General features: G+C 72.1%; 15 protein-coding genes and 1 pseudogene. 10 read left to right on the forward strand and 6 right to left on the reverse strand.

The window, feature by feature from the left end; genetic code table 11:
• Positions 1-2: 2 nt before the first annotated feature.
• The 3 genes from E0493_RS10710 to pgi are packed head-to-tail and all read left to right on the forward strand — an operon-like array spanning position 3 to position 4,379.
• Entirely contained in the window at positions 3-1,409 is a 1,407-nt protein-coding gene (locus E0493_RS10710) for a M16 family metallopeptidase (protein WP_160936929.1), read from the forward strand.
• Positions 1,406-2,665, forward strand: coding sequence for a M16 family metallopeptidase (locus E0493_RS10715; RefSeq protein WP_160936930.1), 1,260 nt, complete (start codon positions 1,406-1,408; stop codon positions 2,663-2,665). The genes E0493_RS10710 and E0493_RS10715 overlap by 4 nt, the downstream gene beginning before the upstream one ends.
• 52 nt (positions 2,666-2,717) lie before the next feature.
• The gene (gene pgi, locus E0493_RS10720; RefSeq protein WP_160936931.1) at positions 2,718-4,379 is read left to right on the forward strand and encodes a glucose-6-phosphate isomerase; all 1,662 of its coding nucleotides are present in this window, start codon (positions 2,718-2,720) and stop codon (positions 4,377-4,379) included.
• Between the two features lie 166 nt (positions 4,380-4,545).
• Here the strand turns inward: pgi and E0493_RS10725 are convergent, their stop codons facing one another.
• Both E0493_RS10725 and E0493_RS10730 read right to left on the reverse strand, forming a co-directional pair.
• On the reverse strand, positions 4,546-5,721 hold the full coding sequence (locus E0493_RS10725) for a GAF domain-containing sensor histidine kinase (RefSeq protein ID WP_367614490.1): 1,176 nt from the start codon (positions 5,719-5,721) through the stop codon (positions 4,546-4,548).
• A gap of 173 nt (positions 5,722-5,894) precedes the next feature.
• Positions 5,895-6,599, reverse strand: a complete 705-nt coding sequence (locus E0493_RS10730) for a class I SAM-dependent methyltransferase (protein ID WP_160936933.1) — start codon at positions 6,597-6,599, stop codon at positions 5,895-5,897.
• A gap of 146 nt (positions 6,600-6,745) precedes the next feature.
• On the opposite strand from E0493_RS10730, the gene mutL reads away from it, so the two are divergent.
• From mutL to E0493_RS10750, 4 genes are all read left to right on the forward strand, one after another.
• A complete protein-coding gene (mutL, locus tag E0493_RS10735) occupies positions 6,746-8,521 on the forward strand; it encodes a DNA mismatch repair endonuclease MutL (RefSeq protein ID WP_160936934.1) in 1,776 nt (591 codons plus the stop codon).
• A gap of 165 nt (positions 8,522-8,686) precedes the next feature.
• On the forward strand, positions 8,687-9,358 hold the full coding sequence (locus tag E0493_RS10740) for an amino acid ABC transporter permease (protein WP_160936935.1): 672 nt from the start codon (positions 8,687-8,689) through the stop codon (positions 9,356-9,358).
• A gap of 13 nt (positions 9,359-9,371) precedes the next feature.
• Positions 9,372-10,022, forward strand: coding sequence for an amino acid ABC transporter permease (locus tag E0493_RS10745; RefSeq protein WP_160936936.1), 651 nt, complete (start codon positions 9,372-9,374; stop codon positions 10,020-10,022).
• Positions 10,023-10,049: 27 nt separating this feature from the next.
• Complete coding sequence (locus E0493_RS10750) at positions 10,050-10,865, forward strand: transporter substrate-binding domain-containing protein (RefSeq protein ID WP_160936937.1); 816 nt, start codon at positions 10,050-10,052, stop codon at positions 10,863-10,865.
• A 186-nt stretch (positions 10,866-11,051) separates the two neighbouring features.
• On the opposite strand, the gene pheT is transcribed toward E0493_RS10750, so the two are convergent.
• From pheT to rpmI, 4 genes are all read right to left on the reverse strand, one after another.
• Entirely contained in the window at positions 11,052-13,538 is a 2,487-nt protein-coding gene (pheT, locus tag E0493_RS10755) for a phenylalanine--tRNA ligase subunit beta (RefSeq protein WP_160936938.1), read from the reverse strand.
• A 6-nt stretch (positions 13,539-13,544) separates the two neighbouring features.
• Complete coding sequence (gene pheS, locus E0493_RS10760; RefSeq protein WP_160936939.1) at positions 13,545-14,639, reverse strand: phenylalanine--tRNA ligase subunit alpha; 1,095 nt, start codon at positions 14,637-14,639, stop codon at positions 13,545-13,547.
• Positions 14,640-14,753: 114 nt separating this feature from the next.
• Positions 14,754-15,128 carry a 50S ribosomal protein L20 gene (gene rplT, locus E0493_RS10765; protein ID WP_160936940.1) on the reverse strand — a complete coding sequence of 125 codons (375 nt, stop codon included), beginning with the start codon at positions 15,126-15,128 and terminating at the stop codon, positions 14,754-14,756.
• Positions 15,129-15,143: 15 nt separating this feature from the next.
• Complete coding sequence (gene rpmI, locus E0493_RS10770; protein WP_160936941.1) at positions 15,144-15,350, reverse strand: 50S ribosomal protein L35; 207 nt, start codon at positions 15,348-15,350, stop codon at positions 15,144-15,146.
• A gap of 215 nt (positions 15,351-15,565) precedes the next feature.
• Between rpmI and dapF the strand changes: the two genes are divergently transcribed.
• The 3 genes and pseudogenes from dapF to E0493_RS23720 all read left to right on the forward strand — a co-directional run.
• Positions 15,566-16,393 carry a diaminopimelate epimerase gene (dapF, locus tag E0493_RS10775; RefSeq protein WP_160936942.1) on the forward strand — a complete coding sequence of 276 codons (828 nt, stop codon included), beginning with the start codon at positions 15,566-15,568 and terminating at the stop codon, positions 16,391-16,393.
• Positions 16,390-17,724 carry a tRNA (N(6)-L-threonylcarbamoyladenosine(37)-C(2))-methylthiotransferase MtaB gene (gene mtaB, locus E0493_RS10780; protein ID WP_202397049.1) on the forward strand — a complete coding sequence of 445 codons (1,335 nt, stop codon included), beginning with the start codon at positions 16,390-16,392 and terminating at the stop codon, positions 17,722-17,724. The genes dapF and mtaB overlap by 4 nt, the downstream gene beginning before the upstream one ends.
• A 3-nt stretch (positions 17,725-17,727) precedes the next feature.
• A pseudogene (locus E0493_RS23720) lies at positions 17,728-18,171 on the forward strand (hypothetical protein); the annotation flags it as partial.

Raw genomic sequence — 18,171 nt, forward strand, 5'->3', positions numbered from 1 at the left:
ACATGTGCGCCTTGTCCCGCCGCGCGGCCATCTCGGCCGCCGCCGCCCTTCCCGCGCTCGCCGTGCTGCCCGCCGCGCAGGCCGCGCCACCCAGCCCCGCCGCGCCGCCCGCCGGCGCGGAGAAGCCGCTGTTCGGCGCCAGCCTCTGGACGCTGCCCAACGGGCTGACCGTGGTGCATGCCGAGAACCGGCGCGCGCCGGTGGTGGCGCACTACGTCTTCTACAGCGTCGGCGCGGGAGAGGACCCGCAGGGCAAGTCCGGCCTTGCCCACTTCCTCGAACACATGATGTTCAAGGGCAGCGAGCATGTCCCGTCCGGCGCCTTCTCGCGCCGCGTGGCGCGCGAGGGCGGGCAGGACAACGCCTTCACCAGCCGCGACGTCACCGCCTATTTCCAGAACGTCGAGGCCAGCCGCCTGCCGCTGGTCGCGGGCATGGAGGCCGACCGCATGGCCACCGCCCGCTTTCCCGCCGAGGAGATCGAGGCCGAGCGCCAGGTGGTGCTGGAGGAGCGCCGCCAGCGCGTCGAAAGCACGCCGCGCGGGCGCTTCCGCGAGGCCTGGGACGCGCATTTCTGGGGCCGCCAGCACTGGCGCGGGCGGCCGCTGATCGGCTGGCCGGACGAGGTCGCCGCCCTTTCGCGCGACGACATGCTGGAGTTCCACCACCGCTACTACACGCCGGCGAACGCCACCCTGGTGGTGACCGGCGCCGTCTCGCGCGAGGCGGTGGCGAAGCTCGCGGAGGAGGACTACGGCGGCATCCAGGGCCGCCCCGCCCCCTATCCCAAGGCCCATCGCGGCCGCGCGCCGGCGCCGCCCGCACCGCTTCAGGAGCGGCTGGTGCAGCGCGAGCCGACGGTGCAGGAGGCGGCCTTCCTGCGCGGCTGGATCGCTCCCTCCCTGCCTCCGGACACCGAGGCCAGCCGCCTCGCCCACCCGCTGGAAGTCCTTTCACACCTGCTCGGCGGCGGACAGGGCTCGCGGCTCGACAGGGCGCTGGTGCAGAGCGGCCTCGCCGTTTCCGCCCACTGCGCCTATGACACCGACGCCCTCGGCACCGGCTGCGTCGAGCTGTCCGTCACGCCGCGGCGCGACGCCACGACCGACCGGCTGGAGCAGGCGGTCACCGCCGAGATCCAGCGCCTGCTCGACGATGGCGTCACCGATGCCGAGGTGGAGCGCTCGGTCCGCCAGATCACCGCCGGCACGCTTCTGGCGCTGGACAGCCTCGGCGCCGCGCCGCGCATCCTCGGCTCCGGCCTGGCGGTCGGCCTGCCGCTGGAGGGCATCGAGTACTGGCCGGCGCGCATCCGCGCCGTCACCCGCGCCCAGGTGGAGGAGGCCGCCCGCACCGTGCTCGCCCGGCAGTCCATGGTCGGCTGGCTGCTGCCGGAAGGCGCGGCATGAGCGGCACCGGCTTCTCGCTGCCCATCCAGGTGGTGGAGGGCGGCGGCCTGACCGCCTGGCTGGCGGAGGACCATTCGGTTCCGGTGGTCAGCATCACCTGGTCCTGGCCCGGCGGCGCCGCGCTGGACCCCAGGGGCCAGGAGGGTGCCGCCCGCCTCGCCGCCAACCTGATGACCGAGGGCGCCGGCGAGCTCGACGCCACGGCCTTCGCCGACGCCTTGCAGGACGAGGCGATCGGACTCGATTTCTCGGCCGACCGCGACAGTTTCCAGGGCGGCTTCCGCGCCCTTGTGCCCGCCCTGCCGCAGGCCGTCCGCCTCGCCCGGCTCGCCATGACGGCGCCGCGCTTCGAGCCCGATGCCGTGGCCCGGGAGCGCGCCCGCGCCCTCGCCATGGTGCGGCGCTCGCTCGAAGGGCCGCAGGGACGCGGCGCGCGGGCCTTCTGGGCGGCAGGCTTCCCCGACCATCCGGCGGGCCGGCCGACCGGCGGCACGGAGGAAAGCCTCGCCGCCCTCACCGTGGAGCAGCTCCGCGCCGCCCTGGCACGGCACCTGCGCCGCGCGCCGGGGCTGCTGATCTCCGCCTCCGGCGCCATCACCGCGGACGAACTGGCCGCCTTGTTGCCGGCGCTGTTCGGCGCCCTGCCCGAGGGCAAGGTGGAGGACCCGCCGCCCCTGCCGGAGTTCCGCCATTTCGGCACCCAGGTGGTGCCGGTGGCCTCGCCGCAATCAGCCATCCTGTTCGGCCAGCCCGGCATTCCCGTGAACGACCCGGCCTGGGAAACCGCGCAGCTGGTGCTGCGCATCCTGGCCGGCGGCGGCTTCACCGCGCGGCTGACCCATAGCATCCGCGAGGAGCGCGGCCTGACCTACGGCATCGGCGCCGGGCTGGAGGTGATCTTTGGCCAGAGCGTGCTGGCCGGCTCCTGCGCCACCGCCAATGCCCGCGTCGGCGAAACGCTCACCGTGCTGCGCGCCGAATGGAAGCGCATGGCCGAATCCGGCCCCACCGCCGCCGAGATCGAGGAGGCGGTGGCCTTCCTCACCGGCAACCAGCCCCTGCAGTTCACCGACAGCCGGCGCACCGCCGCCATCCTCCTGGCGATGCGCCGCAACGGCCGCCCCCTGGACTGGCTGGCCCGCCGCCCCGAGCGCCTTGCCGCAATCACGCGCGAGCAGGCGGCCAAGGTGGCGGCCCGCCTGTTGGCGCCAGCCGGACTTTCGGTCACCGTGGCGGGGCAACCCGAAGGCCTCTGAGCTATTACGGCTAAGCTTTGGCTTGCGAGGGGATGATGGGGGAGATTGCCGCATGACGCCTTTCGACCGCGAGGCCGCCTGGAACCGGGTGGCCGCGCTGGCCCGCCGCCCGGGCAGCGGCGCCATCCGTCCCCTCTTCGCCGCCGATCCGCAGCGCTTTCAGCGCTTCCACCGGCAGGCCTGCGACATCCAGATGGACTTCTCCAAGACCTCGGTGGACGACGAGTCCCTGGCGGCGCTGCTGGAGCTGGCCAGGGCCACCGGCGTGATGGCGCGGCGCGACGCCATGGCGGCGGGCGAGCCGATCAACCAGACCGAGGGCCGCTCGGTGCTGCACATGGCGCTGCGCGCCTCGCGCAATGCCGGCTTCGTCGCCCGCCACACCGATGGAACGGTGGAGGATGCCGGCGCGGCGGTGGAGGAGACGCTGCGGGCGATGCAGAGCTTCGTCCATGCCGTCCACACCGGCGACATCCGCGGCGCCACCGGCGAATCCTTCACCGACGTCATCAACATCGGCATCGGCGGCTCGGACCTCGGTCCCTTCATGGCCTCCCGCGCGCTGTGGACGGTGCGCTCGCCGATGCGGCCGCTCTACCTGGCCAATGCCGACGCGCACAACTGGGAGGCCATCCGTCCCCGGCTGAACCCGCAGCGCACGCTGATGCTGGTGGCCTCCAAGACCTTCACCACCGCCGAGACCATGGCCAACGCGCATGTCGTGCGCGGCTGGCTGGAGCGCAATCTCGGCGAGATGGGCGCGCGGCGGCACATGGTCGCGCTGTCCACCAACCACGAGGCGACGGCGGCCTTCGGCGTGCCGGCGGACCGCGTCTTCGGCTTCCGTGACTGGGTGGGCGGGCGCTTCTCGCTGTGGTCGGCGATCGGCCTTTCCATCGCCCTCGGCTGCGGCTGGGAGGACTTCTCCGACCTGCTCGCCGGCGCCCGCGCGATGGACGAGCATTTCCTGTCCGCGCCGGCGGAGGAGAACCTGCCGCTGCTGCTGGCGCTGATCACCGTCTGGCACGTCAACGGGCTCGGGCTGAAGGCGCATGCCATCCTGCCCTACGACCACCGCCTCTCGCGCTTCCCCGCCCACCTCCAGCAGCTGGAGATGGAAAGCCTGGGCAAGCGGGTCACGCTCGGCGGCACGCCGGTGGAGCGCGACACCGGGCCGGTGATCTTCGGCGAGCCCGGCACCAACGCGCAGCACTCCTTCATGCAGCTGCTGCACCAGGGCACCACCCCGGTGCCGGCCGACTTCGTGCTGGTGGCCAATCCCGACCATCCCTATGCCGAGAACCACCGGCTGCTGCTCTCCAACGGCCTGGCCCAGGCCGAGGCGCTGCTGCGCGGCCGCACGGCGGAGGAGGTGCGGGCCGAGATGCGCAAGGCCGGCACCCCGCCCGACGAGATCGAGCGCCTGCTGCCGCACCGCCTGTTTCCCGGCGACCGCCCCAGCACCACCCTGCTGCTCGACCGGCTGGACGCCTATACGCTGGGCCAGCTCGTGGCGCTCTACGAGCACAAGGTCTTCTGCCTCGGCGCGCTCTGGGACATCGACGCCTTCGACCAGTGGGGCGTGGAGCTGGGCAAGCAGCTCGCCAAGTCCATCCTGCCGGAGCTGGAGCCGGAGGGGCAGGTCGGCGAGCATGATCCCTCGACCACCGGGCTGATCCAGCGCATCCGGCAACTTCAGGGTTTGCAGGGCTAGAGCATTTTCCATTCGCTCCGGCTCACGGGAAATGCTCTGGCCGTTTGTTTTGACGAGCCTCTTCACCCGTCCCGATGATACAATCGGAACGGGATCTGCTCTAGGGCGGTTCGGCGCCCCCCGGCACCGCGCGCGGCTGCCCGGCGACGGGGCCGCCCGCCGCCGGTCAGACGGCCCGCGCCGCCGCGCCGCCCATCCCTTGCCCTGACGCGGTGGGCATCCGGAAGGTGAAGCGCGTCTCGGTCCGGGTGGATGACACCTCGATCTGGCCGCCATGCGCGCGAGCGATCTCGGCGACGATGAAGAGGCCGAGGCCGAGGCCTTCCTGATTGGGCCGGACGGCGCCCCGGACGAATGGCTGGAACAGCTGCTTCATCGCGGCGGGGGAGATCGGCTCGCCGCTGTTGGCCACCGAGAGCTCGAAACGGCCGCCCCTCGCCACCGCCCGCACCACCACCGGCATGCTCGGCGCCCCGTGCGTCAGGGCATTGCCGAGCAGGTTGGAAAGCAGCTGCGCCATGCGGCGATGGTCGCACCGCACCGGCTCGTCCAGGTCGAAGCGGGACTCGATGGCGCAGCCGGAATGCGTGCTCTGCTGCTCCTGGACCACCTGCATGAGCACAGGGCCGATCGGCAGGTCCGATTCCATGTCCATGCTCATGCCGCCCCCGAGCCGCCCCCGCGCGAAGTCGAGCACGTCGTCGATGAGGCCCGACATGCGGGAGATGCTTTGCTGCATCGGCGCCGCCACCTCGGCGGCCATCTCGGGCTTGTGCAGGATGATCCGCATGCCGGCCGCGACCGAGGCCAGCGGGTTGCGCAGATCGTGCCCCAGCACGGCGATGAACTGCTCCCGCAGCTCGGACAGTTCCCGCTCCTGCAGCAACGCCGTTTCCGAGGCCGCCAGCTTCATGCCCGCATCCAGGTGGCAGGCGATCAGCTCGGCGAAAAGCCTGAAGGTGCCGATGATCTCCGGTCTGTCGAGGTCGCGCGGCTCCGGGTCGATCGCGCAGAGGGTGCCGAAGAAGGAACCGTCCGGCAGGATGATCGGAATTGAGATGTAGCTCTGGAAGCCGTACAGCGCCGGCGTGTGGTGCGGCCGGAAGCACGCATCCTCGGCCACGTTGCTGATGATGACGGGCCTCTGGTGCTGCCGGATCTCGTGGCAGATCGTCGTCTCCACCTCGAGCTCGTCACCGGGCCTCAGGCCGAACCCGATCCTGTCGGACGTCGCGCAGGCGATCCAGCGCTCCTCCGTGACCCGGGCCACGGCGGCGAACCCCATGCCCGTGATGCGGCAGGCCATGCTGAGGATGGAGGGGACGGCCGTCACGCCGGCCACGGCACTGACATCAGCCTGGAAGTTCGCCGGGAGGACTTTCTGGCGCATGGTACCTGTGGGGGAACGAAGGAGTTCAGAGTCCTTCCATAGGCGTTCCGCCGCCGGCAGGCACCTCTTGAAAATTACCCGCCGCCCACCGCCCCATCCTGCCGCGGCCCGAGCGGGCCTCCGTGCTATGCCGCCTTGCGCCGGTCCGGCTTGCGAAGGATCCACTTGGGCGAGTTCACCGTCAGCGGCTGGCCGATCTCGGCGGCGAACTCGTCCGCCGCCCTGGCGACGCCCTTCCAGCTGTAGTCGTCGCCGATCAGCACGCCGCCCGGCGCCAGCAGGTCCCAGTAGAGCCGCGCGTCGCGCAGCACCGGCTCGTATTCGTGCGCGGCGTCGATGTGGATCATGTCGGGCGCGATCCGCAGCCGCTTCAGGATCACCGCCGCGTTCTCGCTGCTCTGCACCAGCGGCACCACCCGGTCCTGCAGCTTGCGGTGCGCCATGTTGCTGAGGAACTGCCAGTAGAGGCCCGGCATGCCGTGCTGGAAGCGCAGCGAGGCGAAGATGTTGTCCGGCCGTTCGCGGTTCCAGTGCTCGGGGCTGCCCAGGAAGGTGTCCACCGCGATCACCGCGCCCTCGATGCCGAGGCTGTGCATGGTCTCGCAAAGGAAGTTGACCGAGGCGCCCTTCCACACCCCGACATCCACGATGATCCGCGGCCGCACCGCCTCGATCACCTCGCGGAAGGCCACGTGGCGGCTGTTCCAGCCCTGCATGTCCGGCGGCAGGGAAGGCGTGAAGCCGGCGAAGACGTCTTCGCCATAGATCCGCTGGGTCAGTTCCTGGGCCAGGGTGAGAGCGGGCCGGGCCTCGGCCGTGGCGTCCATCATGGGCGATCCTGAATAATGCAGGGAGATTATCGGCCATTGCTGCGCGCGGAGGAAGCGGAACCGCCCCCGACCTCGCGCATTGCGCGACCCTGCGGCGCCGGCCGCGCCCTTTTCCGGCGCCCCTCGCGGGCGCTAAGGGGGAAAGCATGGACCGCATCCGCCGCCTTTCCGCCACCACGGCCGACCGTATCGCGGCCGGCGAGGTGGTCGAGCGCCCCGCCGCCGCCGTGAAGGAGCTGGTGGAGAACGCGCTGGATGCCGGGGCGCGGCGCATCGCGGTGGGCCTGGAGGGCGGCGGCATCAGCCGCATCCTGGTGGAGGATGACGGTTGCGGCATGTCCCCCGCCGATCTCGCGCTCGCCGTGGAGCGGCACGCCACCTCCAAGCTGCCGGAGGAGGAGGCGCTTTTCCGCATCGCCACCCTGGGCTTCCGTGGCGAGGCGCTGCCCTCGATCGCCGCCGTCGCGCGGCTGGTGCTGACCAGCCGCCTGCCCGGCGGCGAGGCCCATTCCCTGGCGGTGGAGGGGGGCCTGAAGGGCGAGATCCGCCCGGCCGCCGGCGCGCCGGGCACCCGCGTCGAGGTGCGCGACCTGTTCTTCGCCACGCCCGCCCGCCGAAAGTTCCTCAAGACCCCGCCCACCGAGGCCGGCCATGCGGTGGAGGCGGTGCGGCGCCTGGCGCTGGCCTGGCCGGAGGTGGCCTTCCGCATGGAGGTGGAGGGCCGCGCCGTGCTGAGCCTCGCCCCGGCCGACCGCGCCAGCCGCCTCGCCGCCCTGCTGGGGCCGGACTTCGCCAAGGCGGCGGTGCCGGTGAGCGGCGCCTGGAGCGACCTCGACCTCGACGGCATGGCGGCGCTGCCCACCCTGACCCGCGCCACCGCCGCCGAGCAGCACCTCGTGGTCAACCGCCGCCCGGTGCGCGACCCGCTGCTGCGCGCCGCCCTGCGGGTGGCCTATCGCGACCTGATCGCCGCCGGGCGGCACCCGGTGGCGGCGCTCTTCCTGGACGTGCCGCCGGAGCTCGTGGACGTGAACGTCCACCCGATGAAGACCGAGTTGCGCTTCCGCGACGCGGGCGCGGTGCGCGGCGCGCTGATCTCGGCGCTGCGGCGCGCCCTGGCGGTGGGCGCCGGCCCCTCCGCCGCGCCGCCCGCCCCCGCCGAGTGGGAGGCGATGGACCCCGGCCCCGCCGCCACCGGTTTCGCCGAAGGCCCGTCGCCGCTCACCGCCCCCGTGGCGGCGCGCCCGCTCGGCTGGCAGCCTGGGCTGCGGCTCGCCTTGCCGAACCCCCGGCCGGAGCCGTCCCCGTCCCCCCCTTCGCTCCCCGAGATGGCCGGGGAAGGCCCGCTCGGCCGCCCGGTGGGTCAGTTGTTGGAAACCTACATCCTGGCCGAGGCGCCCGACGGGGCGCTGATCCTGGTGGACCAGCACGCCGCGCATGAGCGGCTGACGCATGAGGCCCTGAAGGCGCAACTGCTGGAGGGGGCGGTGCGCAGCCAGCCGCTGCTGCTGCCCGCCGTGGTGGAGCTGCCCGGGCCGGAAACGCAGCGCCTGCTGGCGGCCGCCCCCACCCTCGCCCGGCTCGGGCTGGAGGTGGAGGATTTCGGCGCCGGCGCGGTGCTGGTGCGCGCCCTCCCCGCCCTGCTCGGCAACCCGGACCCCGCGCCGCTGCTGCGCGACCTCTGCGCCGAGCTGGCCGAGTGGGAGGAAACCACCGCGCTGGAGCGCAGGCTGGACGCCGCCGTGGCGCGGCTGGCCTGCCATGGCTCGATTCGCGCCGGGCGCCGGCTGAACCCGGCCGAGATGGCCGCCCTGCTGCGGCAGATGGAGGCCACCCCGCGCGCCTCCACCTGCTCGCACGGGCGCCCGACCTGGCTGCGCTTCGGCAAGGCCGAGTTCGAACGGATGTTCGGCCGGCGCTGAGGGGCGCGCCAGCCTGTCAGGAACGTCATGCGTCCTGGCCTTGTCAGGTGACATGATCCGCGCGAGCCTCACGCCCGCCGCCCCGCCCGCGGCGGGAAGAATCGAGGCACCGGCCGTCCAAGCGCCGGGCCGGAGGCGTTTGGGAACCCTGCGCATGCGCCTGCCATGAACTACGTCTTCGAGTTCAGCGCCGTGTTCGACGCCTGGGACGACCTGATGGCCGGCCTGCTGCGCACCGTCTGGCTTTCCGCCGCCGCCATGGGGATCGGGCTGGTGGTGGCCATCCTCGGCGCCCTGGCCAAGACCAACGGCCCGCGCCCGCTGCGCTGGGCGATCGACGCCTATATCGAGCTGATCCGCAACACTCCCTTCCTGATCCAGCTCTTCGTCATCTTCTTCGGCCTGCCGGTGATCGGGCTGCGGCTGGAGGCGGACCAGGCTTCGCTGCTGGCGCTGGTGGTCAATGTCAGCGCCTATGGCATCGAGATCATCCGCGCCGGCATCGAGAGCATCCAGCACGGCCAGATCGAGGCCGGGCGCGCGCTCGGCCTGAGGCCGCTGCAGATCTTCCGCCTGATCGTGCTGAAGCCGGCGCTGCAGGCGATCTATCCCTCGCTGACCAGCCAGTTCATCCTGCTGATGCTGAACTCCTCGGTCTGCTCCACCATCGCCGCGAACGAGCTGACCGCCGCCGCCAACGACATCCAGTCCCGCACCTTCCGCTCCTTCGAGGTGTATTTCGTCGTCACCGGCCTCTACCTGGCGCTGTCGGTGCTGTTCTGGGCGGTCTTTGCCGGGATCGAGCGCGCCTTCCTGCGGCAGCCGGCCAGCCGCTGAGGAGGGCCCGGACATGCGCAGCCTCGGCTCCGGCGACATCCTGTTCATCCTGGCGGCGCTGCGCTGGACGCTGCTGCTCTCGCTGGCCGCCTTCGCCGGCGGCGCGGTGGGCGGCCTGCTGGTCGCGCTGGCGCGCAGCGGGCGCGTCGAGGCGCTGCGATGGGCCGCCTTCGGCTACATCAAGCTGTTCCAGGGCACGCCGCTGCTGATGCAGCTCTTCCTGGCCTTCTTCGTGCCCGGTATCTTCGGCATCTCTGTCGATCCCTGGGGCGCGGCGATGCTTGGCCTGTCGCTGCACGCCAGCGCCTTCCTTGGCGAGATCTGGCGCGGCGCCATCGAGACGGTGCCGAAGGGGCAGTGGGAGGCCTCCGCCGCGCTCGGGCTGAAATACTGGCGGCAGATGCGCCTGATCGTGCTGCCGCAGGCGCTGCGCGTCGCCATCCCGCCCACGGTCGGCTTCCTGGTGCAGCTCATCAAGGCGACCTCGCTCGCCTCCATTATCGGCTTCGTCGAGATCACCCGCGCGGCGCAGGTGATCAACAACGCGGTGTTCCAGCCCTTCACCATCTTCGGCCTGGTGGGGCTGGCCTATTTCGTCATCTGCTGGCCGCTCTCGGCCTACAGCAAGCGCATGGAACAGCGCCTGGCCGTGGCCCGGCGCTGAGCGACACAAGCCCAGGAGGACACAAGAATGACCCACCACCGCCTTTCGCGCCGCGGGTTCGGCGCGCTGGCGCTCGGCGCCGCGCTGCTGCCGGCCACCATCCGCCCCGCCGCCGCCGCCACGCCGGAGGAGATCAAGAAGCGCGGCACCATCATGATCGGCGTGCTGACCGACTACCCGCCCTTCGGTGGGACCGACGCCAACCAGAACCCCGCCGGCTATGACGACGACGTGGCGGCGCTGCTGGCCAAGGAAATGGGCGTCAAGCTGGAGCTGGTGCCGGTGACGGGGCCGAACCGCATCCCCTTCCTGCTGACCAACAAGGTGGACATGCTGGTGGCGACCTTCGGCATCACCGAGGAGCGCTCCAAGCAGGTGCTGTTCTCCAACCCCTACAGCGCGCTGACCACCTACATCCTGGCGCCGAAGTCGGCCAAGATCAGCGGGCCGGAGGACCTGAAGGGCGTGCGCGTCGGCGTGGCGCGGGCCAGCACGCAGGACTCCGCCGTTTCCGCCGTGGCGCCGAAGGAGACGCGCATCATGCGCTTCGACGACGATGCGACGACGACGCAGTCCATCATCTCCGGCCAGGTGCAGGCCATCGGCGCCAGCAACACCGTGCTGGCCCAGCTGAAGGAAAACTACCCGGACCTGCAGATCGAGCCGAAATTCACCCTGCGCGCCCAGGCCAACGGCATGGCCTTCCGCAAGCAGGACACGGCGCTGCGCGACTGGTCCAACGACTTCATCGCCAAGATCGTGGCGAATGGCGAGCTGAACCGCATCCATGAGAAGTGGTTCAAGGCGCCGATGCCGCCGCTGCCGCCGATGCCGCAGTTCTGAAAACAAGGGCGGGAGGGAGAAGGAATTCTCCCTCCAGACCGCCCTCACCTTTTCCTGTCAGTTTTTGGGGCGCAATTCGCCGGAGCTGTCACAGCTCCGGCGTGAGCCGCATGCAGGCAGCGCGGCCAAACTGACCGAAAAAAGAAGTGGGGGTCCGGGGGAGAATTCCTTCTCCCCCGGCCTCTCTCACCCGCGCAGCGTCGCGCCCGTCGCCTTGGCCACGGCGGCGACGACCTTTTCCCCGACCGCCTCGATCTCGGCATCGGTCAGGCTGCGCTCGCGCGGCTGCAGCGTCACCTCGATGGCCAGCGACACCTTGCCCTCCGGCAGCTTGTCGCCGGCGTAGCGGTCGAACAGCGCCACCTCGGTGATCAGGCTGCGCTCGGCGCCGCGGGCGGCACGGAGAAGGTTCTCCGCCGGCACGGAGGCATCCACCAGGAAGGCGAAGTCGCGCTTCAGCGGCTGGAAGGCGGGCAGGTCGGGCGCGCCTTTCTTGCGCCGCTTCGGCTCGGGGATGGCGTCGAGGAAGACCTCGAAGCCCACCGCCGCGCCGGGCAGGCCCAGTTCCTCGCGCAGCCTGGGGTGGATCTCGCCGAAGGTGGCGAGCACCGTTTTCGGCCCCTGCCGCACCACGCCGGAACGGCCGGGGTGGTAGAAGCCCATGGGACAAGCATCGGGCGCGTCGATGGTGACGGAAAGCGCCGCCATCGGCACGCCCAGCGCCGCCAGCACGGCCAATGTGTCGCCCTTGGCGTCCATCGCGTCCACCGCACGGGCGGGCGCCGCCCAGTGGCGCGGGGTGTTGCCGATGCGGATGCCGGCGGCCACCGCAAGCTGCCCCTCGGGGGTGATGTCGCGATAGGCCGCGCCCAGCTCGGCCAGCGCCACGTCCGGCCAGCCACGCGCGGCGTTGCGGGCGGCGGCCAGCAGCAGGCTCGCCACCGGCGTCGGGCGCATCTGGTCGAGGTCGGCGGAAATGGGGTTGTCCAGCCGCAGCGCCGCCGGGGTTTCGCCGAACCGCGCGGCCACCTTGCCATCGAGGAAGCCGAAGGAGACGCAGTCCAGCATGCCGCGCGCCGCCAGCACCCGGCGGGCCAGCACGGCGCGGCCCTGCTTCGCCGTCAGCGCCGGCAGCGGCACCGGCGAGGCGACCGGCAGCGAGACGGGCGGGATGCGGTCCAGCCCGTGGATGCGCAGCACCTCCTCCAGCAGGTCGCATTCCGGCTCGACGGCGGCGCAGCCCTCGGCGGCGGCCCGGGCCTTCCCGGCCGGCAGCTCCGGCGCCTGGGCCAGCGCGCCCGCGCCCGCGATGTCGTTGCGCCAGGAGGGGACGGAGACCGTCACCGCCTCCGCATCCCGCGCCACCACGCCGAAGCCGAGGCGCTCCAGGATGCCGACCGCCGCGTCCGGCGCGATCTCGGCGCCGCCGAGGCCGGCGATGCGCTCGAAGCGCAGGCCGGCCTGCCGCTGCCAGGCCGGCTCGGCGCCGCCCTCGGTCACGGTGGAGGGCTCGCCGCCGCAGAGCGCGATCACCATGGCGGTCGCGGCATCCAGCGCGGCGGGCAGCAGCGCGGGGTCGATGCCGCGCTCGAACCGGGCGCGGGCGTCGGAACGCAGGTCATGCCGGCGGCCGGAGAGCGCGATGCGGACGGGGTCGAACAGCGCGCATTCGATGAACACCTCGGAGGTGTTCTCGTCCGAGCCGGAATGCTCGCCGCCCATGATGCCGGCCAGCGATTCCACCGCCTCGCTGTCGGCGATGACGAGGTCCTCCGGCGTGACGGCGATCTCCTTGCCGTTCAGCGCCAGGTAGCTCTCGCCCGCGCGGGCGCGGCGCAGGAACAGCGTGTTGCCCTTCACCTTCCGCGCGTCGAAGACGTGCAGCGGGCGGCCGAGGTCGTAGGTGAAGAAGTTGGTGATATCGACCAGCGCGTTGATCGGCCGCAGGCCGATGGAGACCAGCCGGTCCTGCAGCCATTTCGGCGAAGGCCCATTCTTCACGCCCCGCACGGCGCGGCCGAGCACCCAGGGGCAGGCCTCCCGGTCCTCGACGGCCCAGCGCAGCGGCGCGGGATAGACGCCCTCCACCTTCTCCGGCGCAAAGGGCTTCAGGGTGCCGAGGCCGGCGGCGGCGAGGTCGCGCGCGATGCCACGGATGGCCAGCGCATCGCCCCGGTTGGGCGTGATGGCGATTTCCACCACCGGATCGTCCAGCCCGGCCCAGGTGGCATAGGGCTGGCCGACCGGCGCATCCTCGGGCAGGTCGATAATGCCCTCATGGTCGTCGCCGAGGCCCAGCTCGCGCGAGGAGCACATCATGCCCTCGCTCTTCACGCCGCGGATCTCGCCCACCTTCAGCGTGATCCCGGTGCCCGGGACATAGGCGCCGGGCAGGCCGAGCACGGCCTTCATGCCGGTGCGCGCATTCGGCGCGCCGCAGACCACGGAGCGGAGGGTGCCGTCGCCGACATCCACCGTGCAGGCGCGCAGGCGGTCGGCGTTCGGGTGCTGCACCGCCTCGACGACATGGGCGATGCGGAAGGGCGCCAGCGCCGCGCCGCGATCCTCCACGCCCTCGACCTCCAGGCCGATGGTGTTGAGGGCGGCGGTGATCTGCTCCAGCGAGGCATCCGTCTCCAGATGCTGCTTCAGCCAGCTGAGGGAGAACTTCATGGCCGGTCAGACGCCTTCGACCAGGTTGGCGGGGGAGAGCACGGGGGCGCCGTAGTGCCGCAGCCAGCGCACGTCGCTCTCATAGAAGGGGCGCAGGTCGGGGATGCCGTGCTTCAGCATGGTGATGCGCTCGATGCCCATGCCGAAGGCGAAGCCCTGCCACTCGCGCGGGTCGATGCCGCAATTGGCCAGCACCTTGGGGTGGACCATGCCGGAGCCCAGGATCTCCAGCCAGTCATTGTCGCCCCCTTTGGCCTTGCCCAGCTCGCCGGTCTTCCGGTTCCAGCCGATATCCACCTCCATCGAGGGCTCGGTGAAGGGGAAGTAGGAGGCGCGGAAGCGCACCGGCAGGTCGGAGATGCCGAAGAAGGCCCGCAGGAAATCGATCAGGCAGCCCTTCAGATGAGCAAGGGTGATGCCGCGGTCGATCACCAGCCCCTCGACCTGGTGGAACATCGGCGAGTGCGTCGCGTCATGGTCGGCGCGGTAGGTGCGGCCGGGGACGATGACGCGGAGCGGCGGCTCCTGGGAAAGCATGGTGCGGATCTGCACCGGCGAGGTGTGGGTGCGCAGCACGGGACGGCGGCCATCCGGGCCGGCGGGCAGGTAGAAGGTGTCGTGGTCCTGCCGGGCCGGGTGGTGGTCGGGGATGTTGAGCGCGCCGAAGTTGAACCAGTCGCCCTCGATATCCGGCCCCTCGGCCACGCCGAAGCCCATGGCGCCGAAGATGGCGGTCAGTTCCTCGACGGTGCGGCCGATCGGATGGATCGCCCCGGCCTCCGGCCCGGCCGGCGGGAAGGGGCGCGGCGGCAGGGTCACATCCATCCGCTCGGCGAGCAGGCGCGCCTCCAGGGCGGCGGCGTCGAGTTCCACGCGGCGGGACTCGATGGCGGCTTCCAGCGCGCCCTTCAGCCGGTTCAGCGCGGCGCCGCGCTCCTTGCGCTGCTCGGCGGGCACCTGGCCCAGCCCCTTCAGCAGCGCGGTCAGCGTGCCGCTCTTGCCCAGCGTGCCCACCCGCACCGCATCCAGGGCGCGCAGGTCGCCGGCGGCGGCCAGTGCGGCCTCGGTCTCGGCCTGCAGGCTGGCGAGGTCATCCGTCATCGTCTCGGTCCCGTCTTGTCGAAGCCCGGATACGAAAAAAGCCGCCGGACGCCCAAGGGTCTTCCCCCGGGCGGCGGCGGCTTGTGTCTTCGGCCCCCCGGAGGGGGACGGCGATCAGGCCTGGGCCTGATCCGCCGGCAGCGCCGCCTTGGCCTTCTCGACCAGGGCGCCAAAGGAGGCGGCGTCCTCGAAGGCGATGGCGGCCAGCACCTTGCGGTCCAGCTCGATGCCCGCCGCCTTGATGCCGGCGATGAACTTCGAGTAGGTCAGCCCGTGCTCGCGCACGGCCGCGTTAATGCGCTGGATCCAGAGGCCGCGGAACTCGCGCTTCTTAACCCGGCGGTCGCGGTAGGCGTACTGGAGCGCCTTCTCGACCCGCTCCAGCGCGGGGCGGTAATTCGTGGAAGACCGGCCGACATAGCCCTTGGCGAGCTTGAGGACCTTCTTGTGACGGGCGTGGGCGGTGACGCCGCGCTTAACACGAGCCATGGTTCAGATCCTTCCTTACCGGGCCGAACCGTAGGGCATCCACTGCTTCACCGTGTCACCATCCTGCTTGTCCAGCACGAAGGTCCCACGGTTCTGCCGCTTCATCTTGTTGGTCTTGGCGGTCAGCATGTGGCGCTTGTTGCCGACGCCCGCCTTCACCATGCCGGAGGCGGTGAGGGTGAAGCGCTTCTTCACGCTCGACTTGGTCTTCATCTTGGGCATTTGGGTCTCCTGAACACTGGAGTGCCCGCCACAGGAGAGACCATGGGGCGGGCACGAAACCACGGCCGGGCATGCCCTACAGGCCCGGACGCGCGGAAAGGAGGCGCCCTATACCCTCAGCGCCGGCCTGGAGCAAGGGGAACGGCGGCACCGTTTCACCTCCGCATGGCTCCTCCCCCTTCATTATCCAGCCCGGGCGGGGCATATGGCGGGGCATGATTCCCTTCCGGAAGATGCATGGCCTGGGCAACGACTTCGTCGTGGTGGATGCACGCGCCGCCGCCCTGCCGCTGCCGCCCGCCCGCATCGCCGCCATCGCCGACCGCCACCGCGGCGTCGGCTGCGACCAGTTCATCACGCTGGAGCGGCCTGGCGCCGGGGCGGATGTCTTCATGCGCATCCACAACCCGGACGGCTCCGAGGCCGGCGCCTGCGGCAATGCCACGCGCTGCGTCGCCTCCCTGCTGATGGCCGAGACCGGGCGGGGCCAGGTGGTGGTGCGCACGGTCAGCGGCGACCTGCCGGCCGAGCGCCTGCCGGACGGCATCGTCCAGGTGGACATGGGCCACCCACGCCTCGGCTGGCGGGAGGTGCCGCTGGCCGAGGCGATGGACACCGCCCATCTGCCGGTCGCGCTTGGCCCGGTGCGCGATGCCGCCGCCTGCTCCATGGGCAACCCGCACGCCACCTTCTTCGTGGAGGATCTGGACGCCCTGCCCTGGCTGGAACTGGGGCCGCAGCTGGAGCGCCATCCGCTCTTCCCCGACCGCGCCAATATCGGCTTCGCCCAGGTGCTGGCGCCGGACCATATCCGCTTGGCGATCTGGGAGCGCGGCGCGGGCCCGACGCTGGCCTGCGGCTCCGGCGCCTGCGCCACGCTGGTCAACGCCCACCGGCGCGGCCTGACCGGGCGGCGCGCGCGGATCGACCTGCCCGGCGGCACGCTGGAGCTGGAATGGCGGCCCGAGGGCGCCGTGCTGATGGCCGGCCCGGTGGCCACCGCCTTTCTTGGCAGCCTCGACCCCGAGGCCTACCCGGCATGAGCGTCACGCAGGACGCCGCCCCGCGGCCGGAGGCGGAAACCGAGGGTCCAGGGGATGGACCCGTGCGGGTGCTGACCTTCGGCTGCCGCCTCAACACCTATGAGAGCGCGGCGATGCGCGACCTTGCCATCCAGGCCGGGCACCGCGACACCATCCTGGTCAATACCTGCGCCGTCACCGCCGAGGCGGAGCGGCAGGCACGGCAGGCGATCCGCCGCACGGTGCGGGAGAACCCCGGCGCGCGCATCCTGGTCACCGGCTGCGCGGCGCAGATCGCGCCGGAGAAATGGGCCAGCCTGCCCGGCGTCGCGCGCGTCATCGGCAACGCGGAAAAGCTGAAGCCCGAGGCCTGGGCGCTGGAGGCGCCGCCCGCGCCCCGGGGCAAGCTCGTCACGGACATCATGGTGGCCACCGAGACGGCGGCGCATCTGGTCACCGACTTCGCCGGCCGCGCCCGGGCCTTCGTGCAGGTGCAGCAGGGCTGCGACCACCGCTGCACCTTCTGCGTCATCCCCTATGGGCGCGGCCCCTCCCGCTCGGTGCCGGTCGGCGCCATCGTGGAGCAGGTGCGCGCCCTGGTGGAGAGCGGCTACCGCGAGGTGGTGCTGACCGGCGTGGACATCACCAGCTACGGCCCCGACCTGCCGGGCCAGCCGACGCTCGGCCAGATGGTCCGCCGCCTGTTCGCCCTGGTGCCGGACCTGCCGCGCCTGCGGCTTTCCTCGCTCGACCCGGTGGAGATCGATGCCGACCTCTGGCGGCTGATCGAGGGCGAGCCACGGCTGATGCCGCACCTCCACCTCTCGCTGCAGCACGGCGCCGACCTGATCCTCAGGCGGATGAAGCGCCGCCACAGCCGCGCCGACGCCGTGACCTGCGCCGCCCGCGCCCGCGCCCTGCGGCCGGGCATCGCCTTCGGCGCCGACCTGATCGCCGGCTTTCCCACCGAGACGGAAGACCACTTCCGCCAGATGCTCGATCTGGTGGCGGAGGCGGGGCTGACCTTCCTGCACGTCTTCCCCTATTCCGAGCGCCCCGGCACCCCGGCGGCGCGGATGCCGCAGCTTCCGGTGCCGCTGCGCCGCGAGCGCGCCGCCCGCCTGCGCGCCGCCGGCACCGAGGCCACCGCGGGCTTCTACAACGCCCGCCTTGAACACGCCCTGCGGGGCCAGGAGGAAAACGTGCTGCTGGAAGCCCCCGACCGTGGCCATACCGAGCATTTCGCCCCGCTCCGCCTGGCCGGGGCGGCGCTGCCCGGGGCCCATGGCCGGATCATCCGCGCGCGCGTGCGCGACGCGGGGCCGGACGGCCTGCTGGCCGAGGCGGCCTGACGCATGGCGCTGCGCGACATCTGGGCCAAGCTGACCGGCCGCGAAAAGGAAAAGCCCGCCGAGGAAACGGCGCCGCCGGCCACCGGGCCGGGCGAGGCGCGCGAGCCTGCGCCGGCGGAAGCGGCGCATCCGGCGGCCACCGCCCCTGCCCCGCCCAACACCCGCAGCCCGGACGAGCCCCCCGCCGCGCCCCCGCCTCCGCCGCTGACGCCGGTGGCGCCGCCGGAACTGCGCTCCCCGCCGCCCAGCGGCATGCTGCCGCCCGGCGACCTGCCGCATGTGCCCACCGAGGTGCCGCCACCAGTGGCGCCCGCCGGCCCCGTGCCGCCGCCGGAAGTGCCCGCCGCGCCAAGGCCCGCCGAGGCGCCGCCGCGCGAAGGCCTGCCGGAGCAGCCGGCACCGCTGCCCGCGCCGAGCCCGGCGCCGCAGCCCGTGCCGAGCCCGGCA

Source organism: Teichococcus coralli, assembly GCF_009829925.1.
Lineage (GTDB): Bacteria > Pseudomonadota > Alphaproteobacteria > Acetobacterales > Acetobacteraceae > Pseudoroseomonas > Pseudoroseomonas coralli.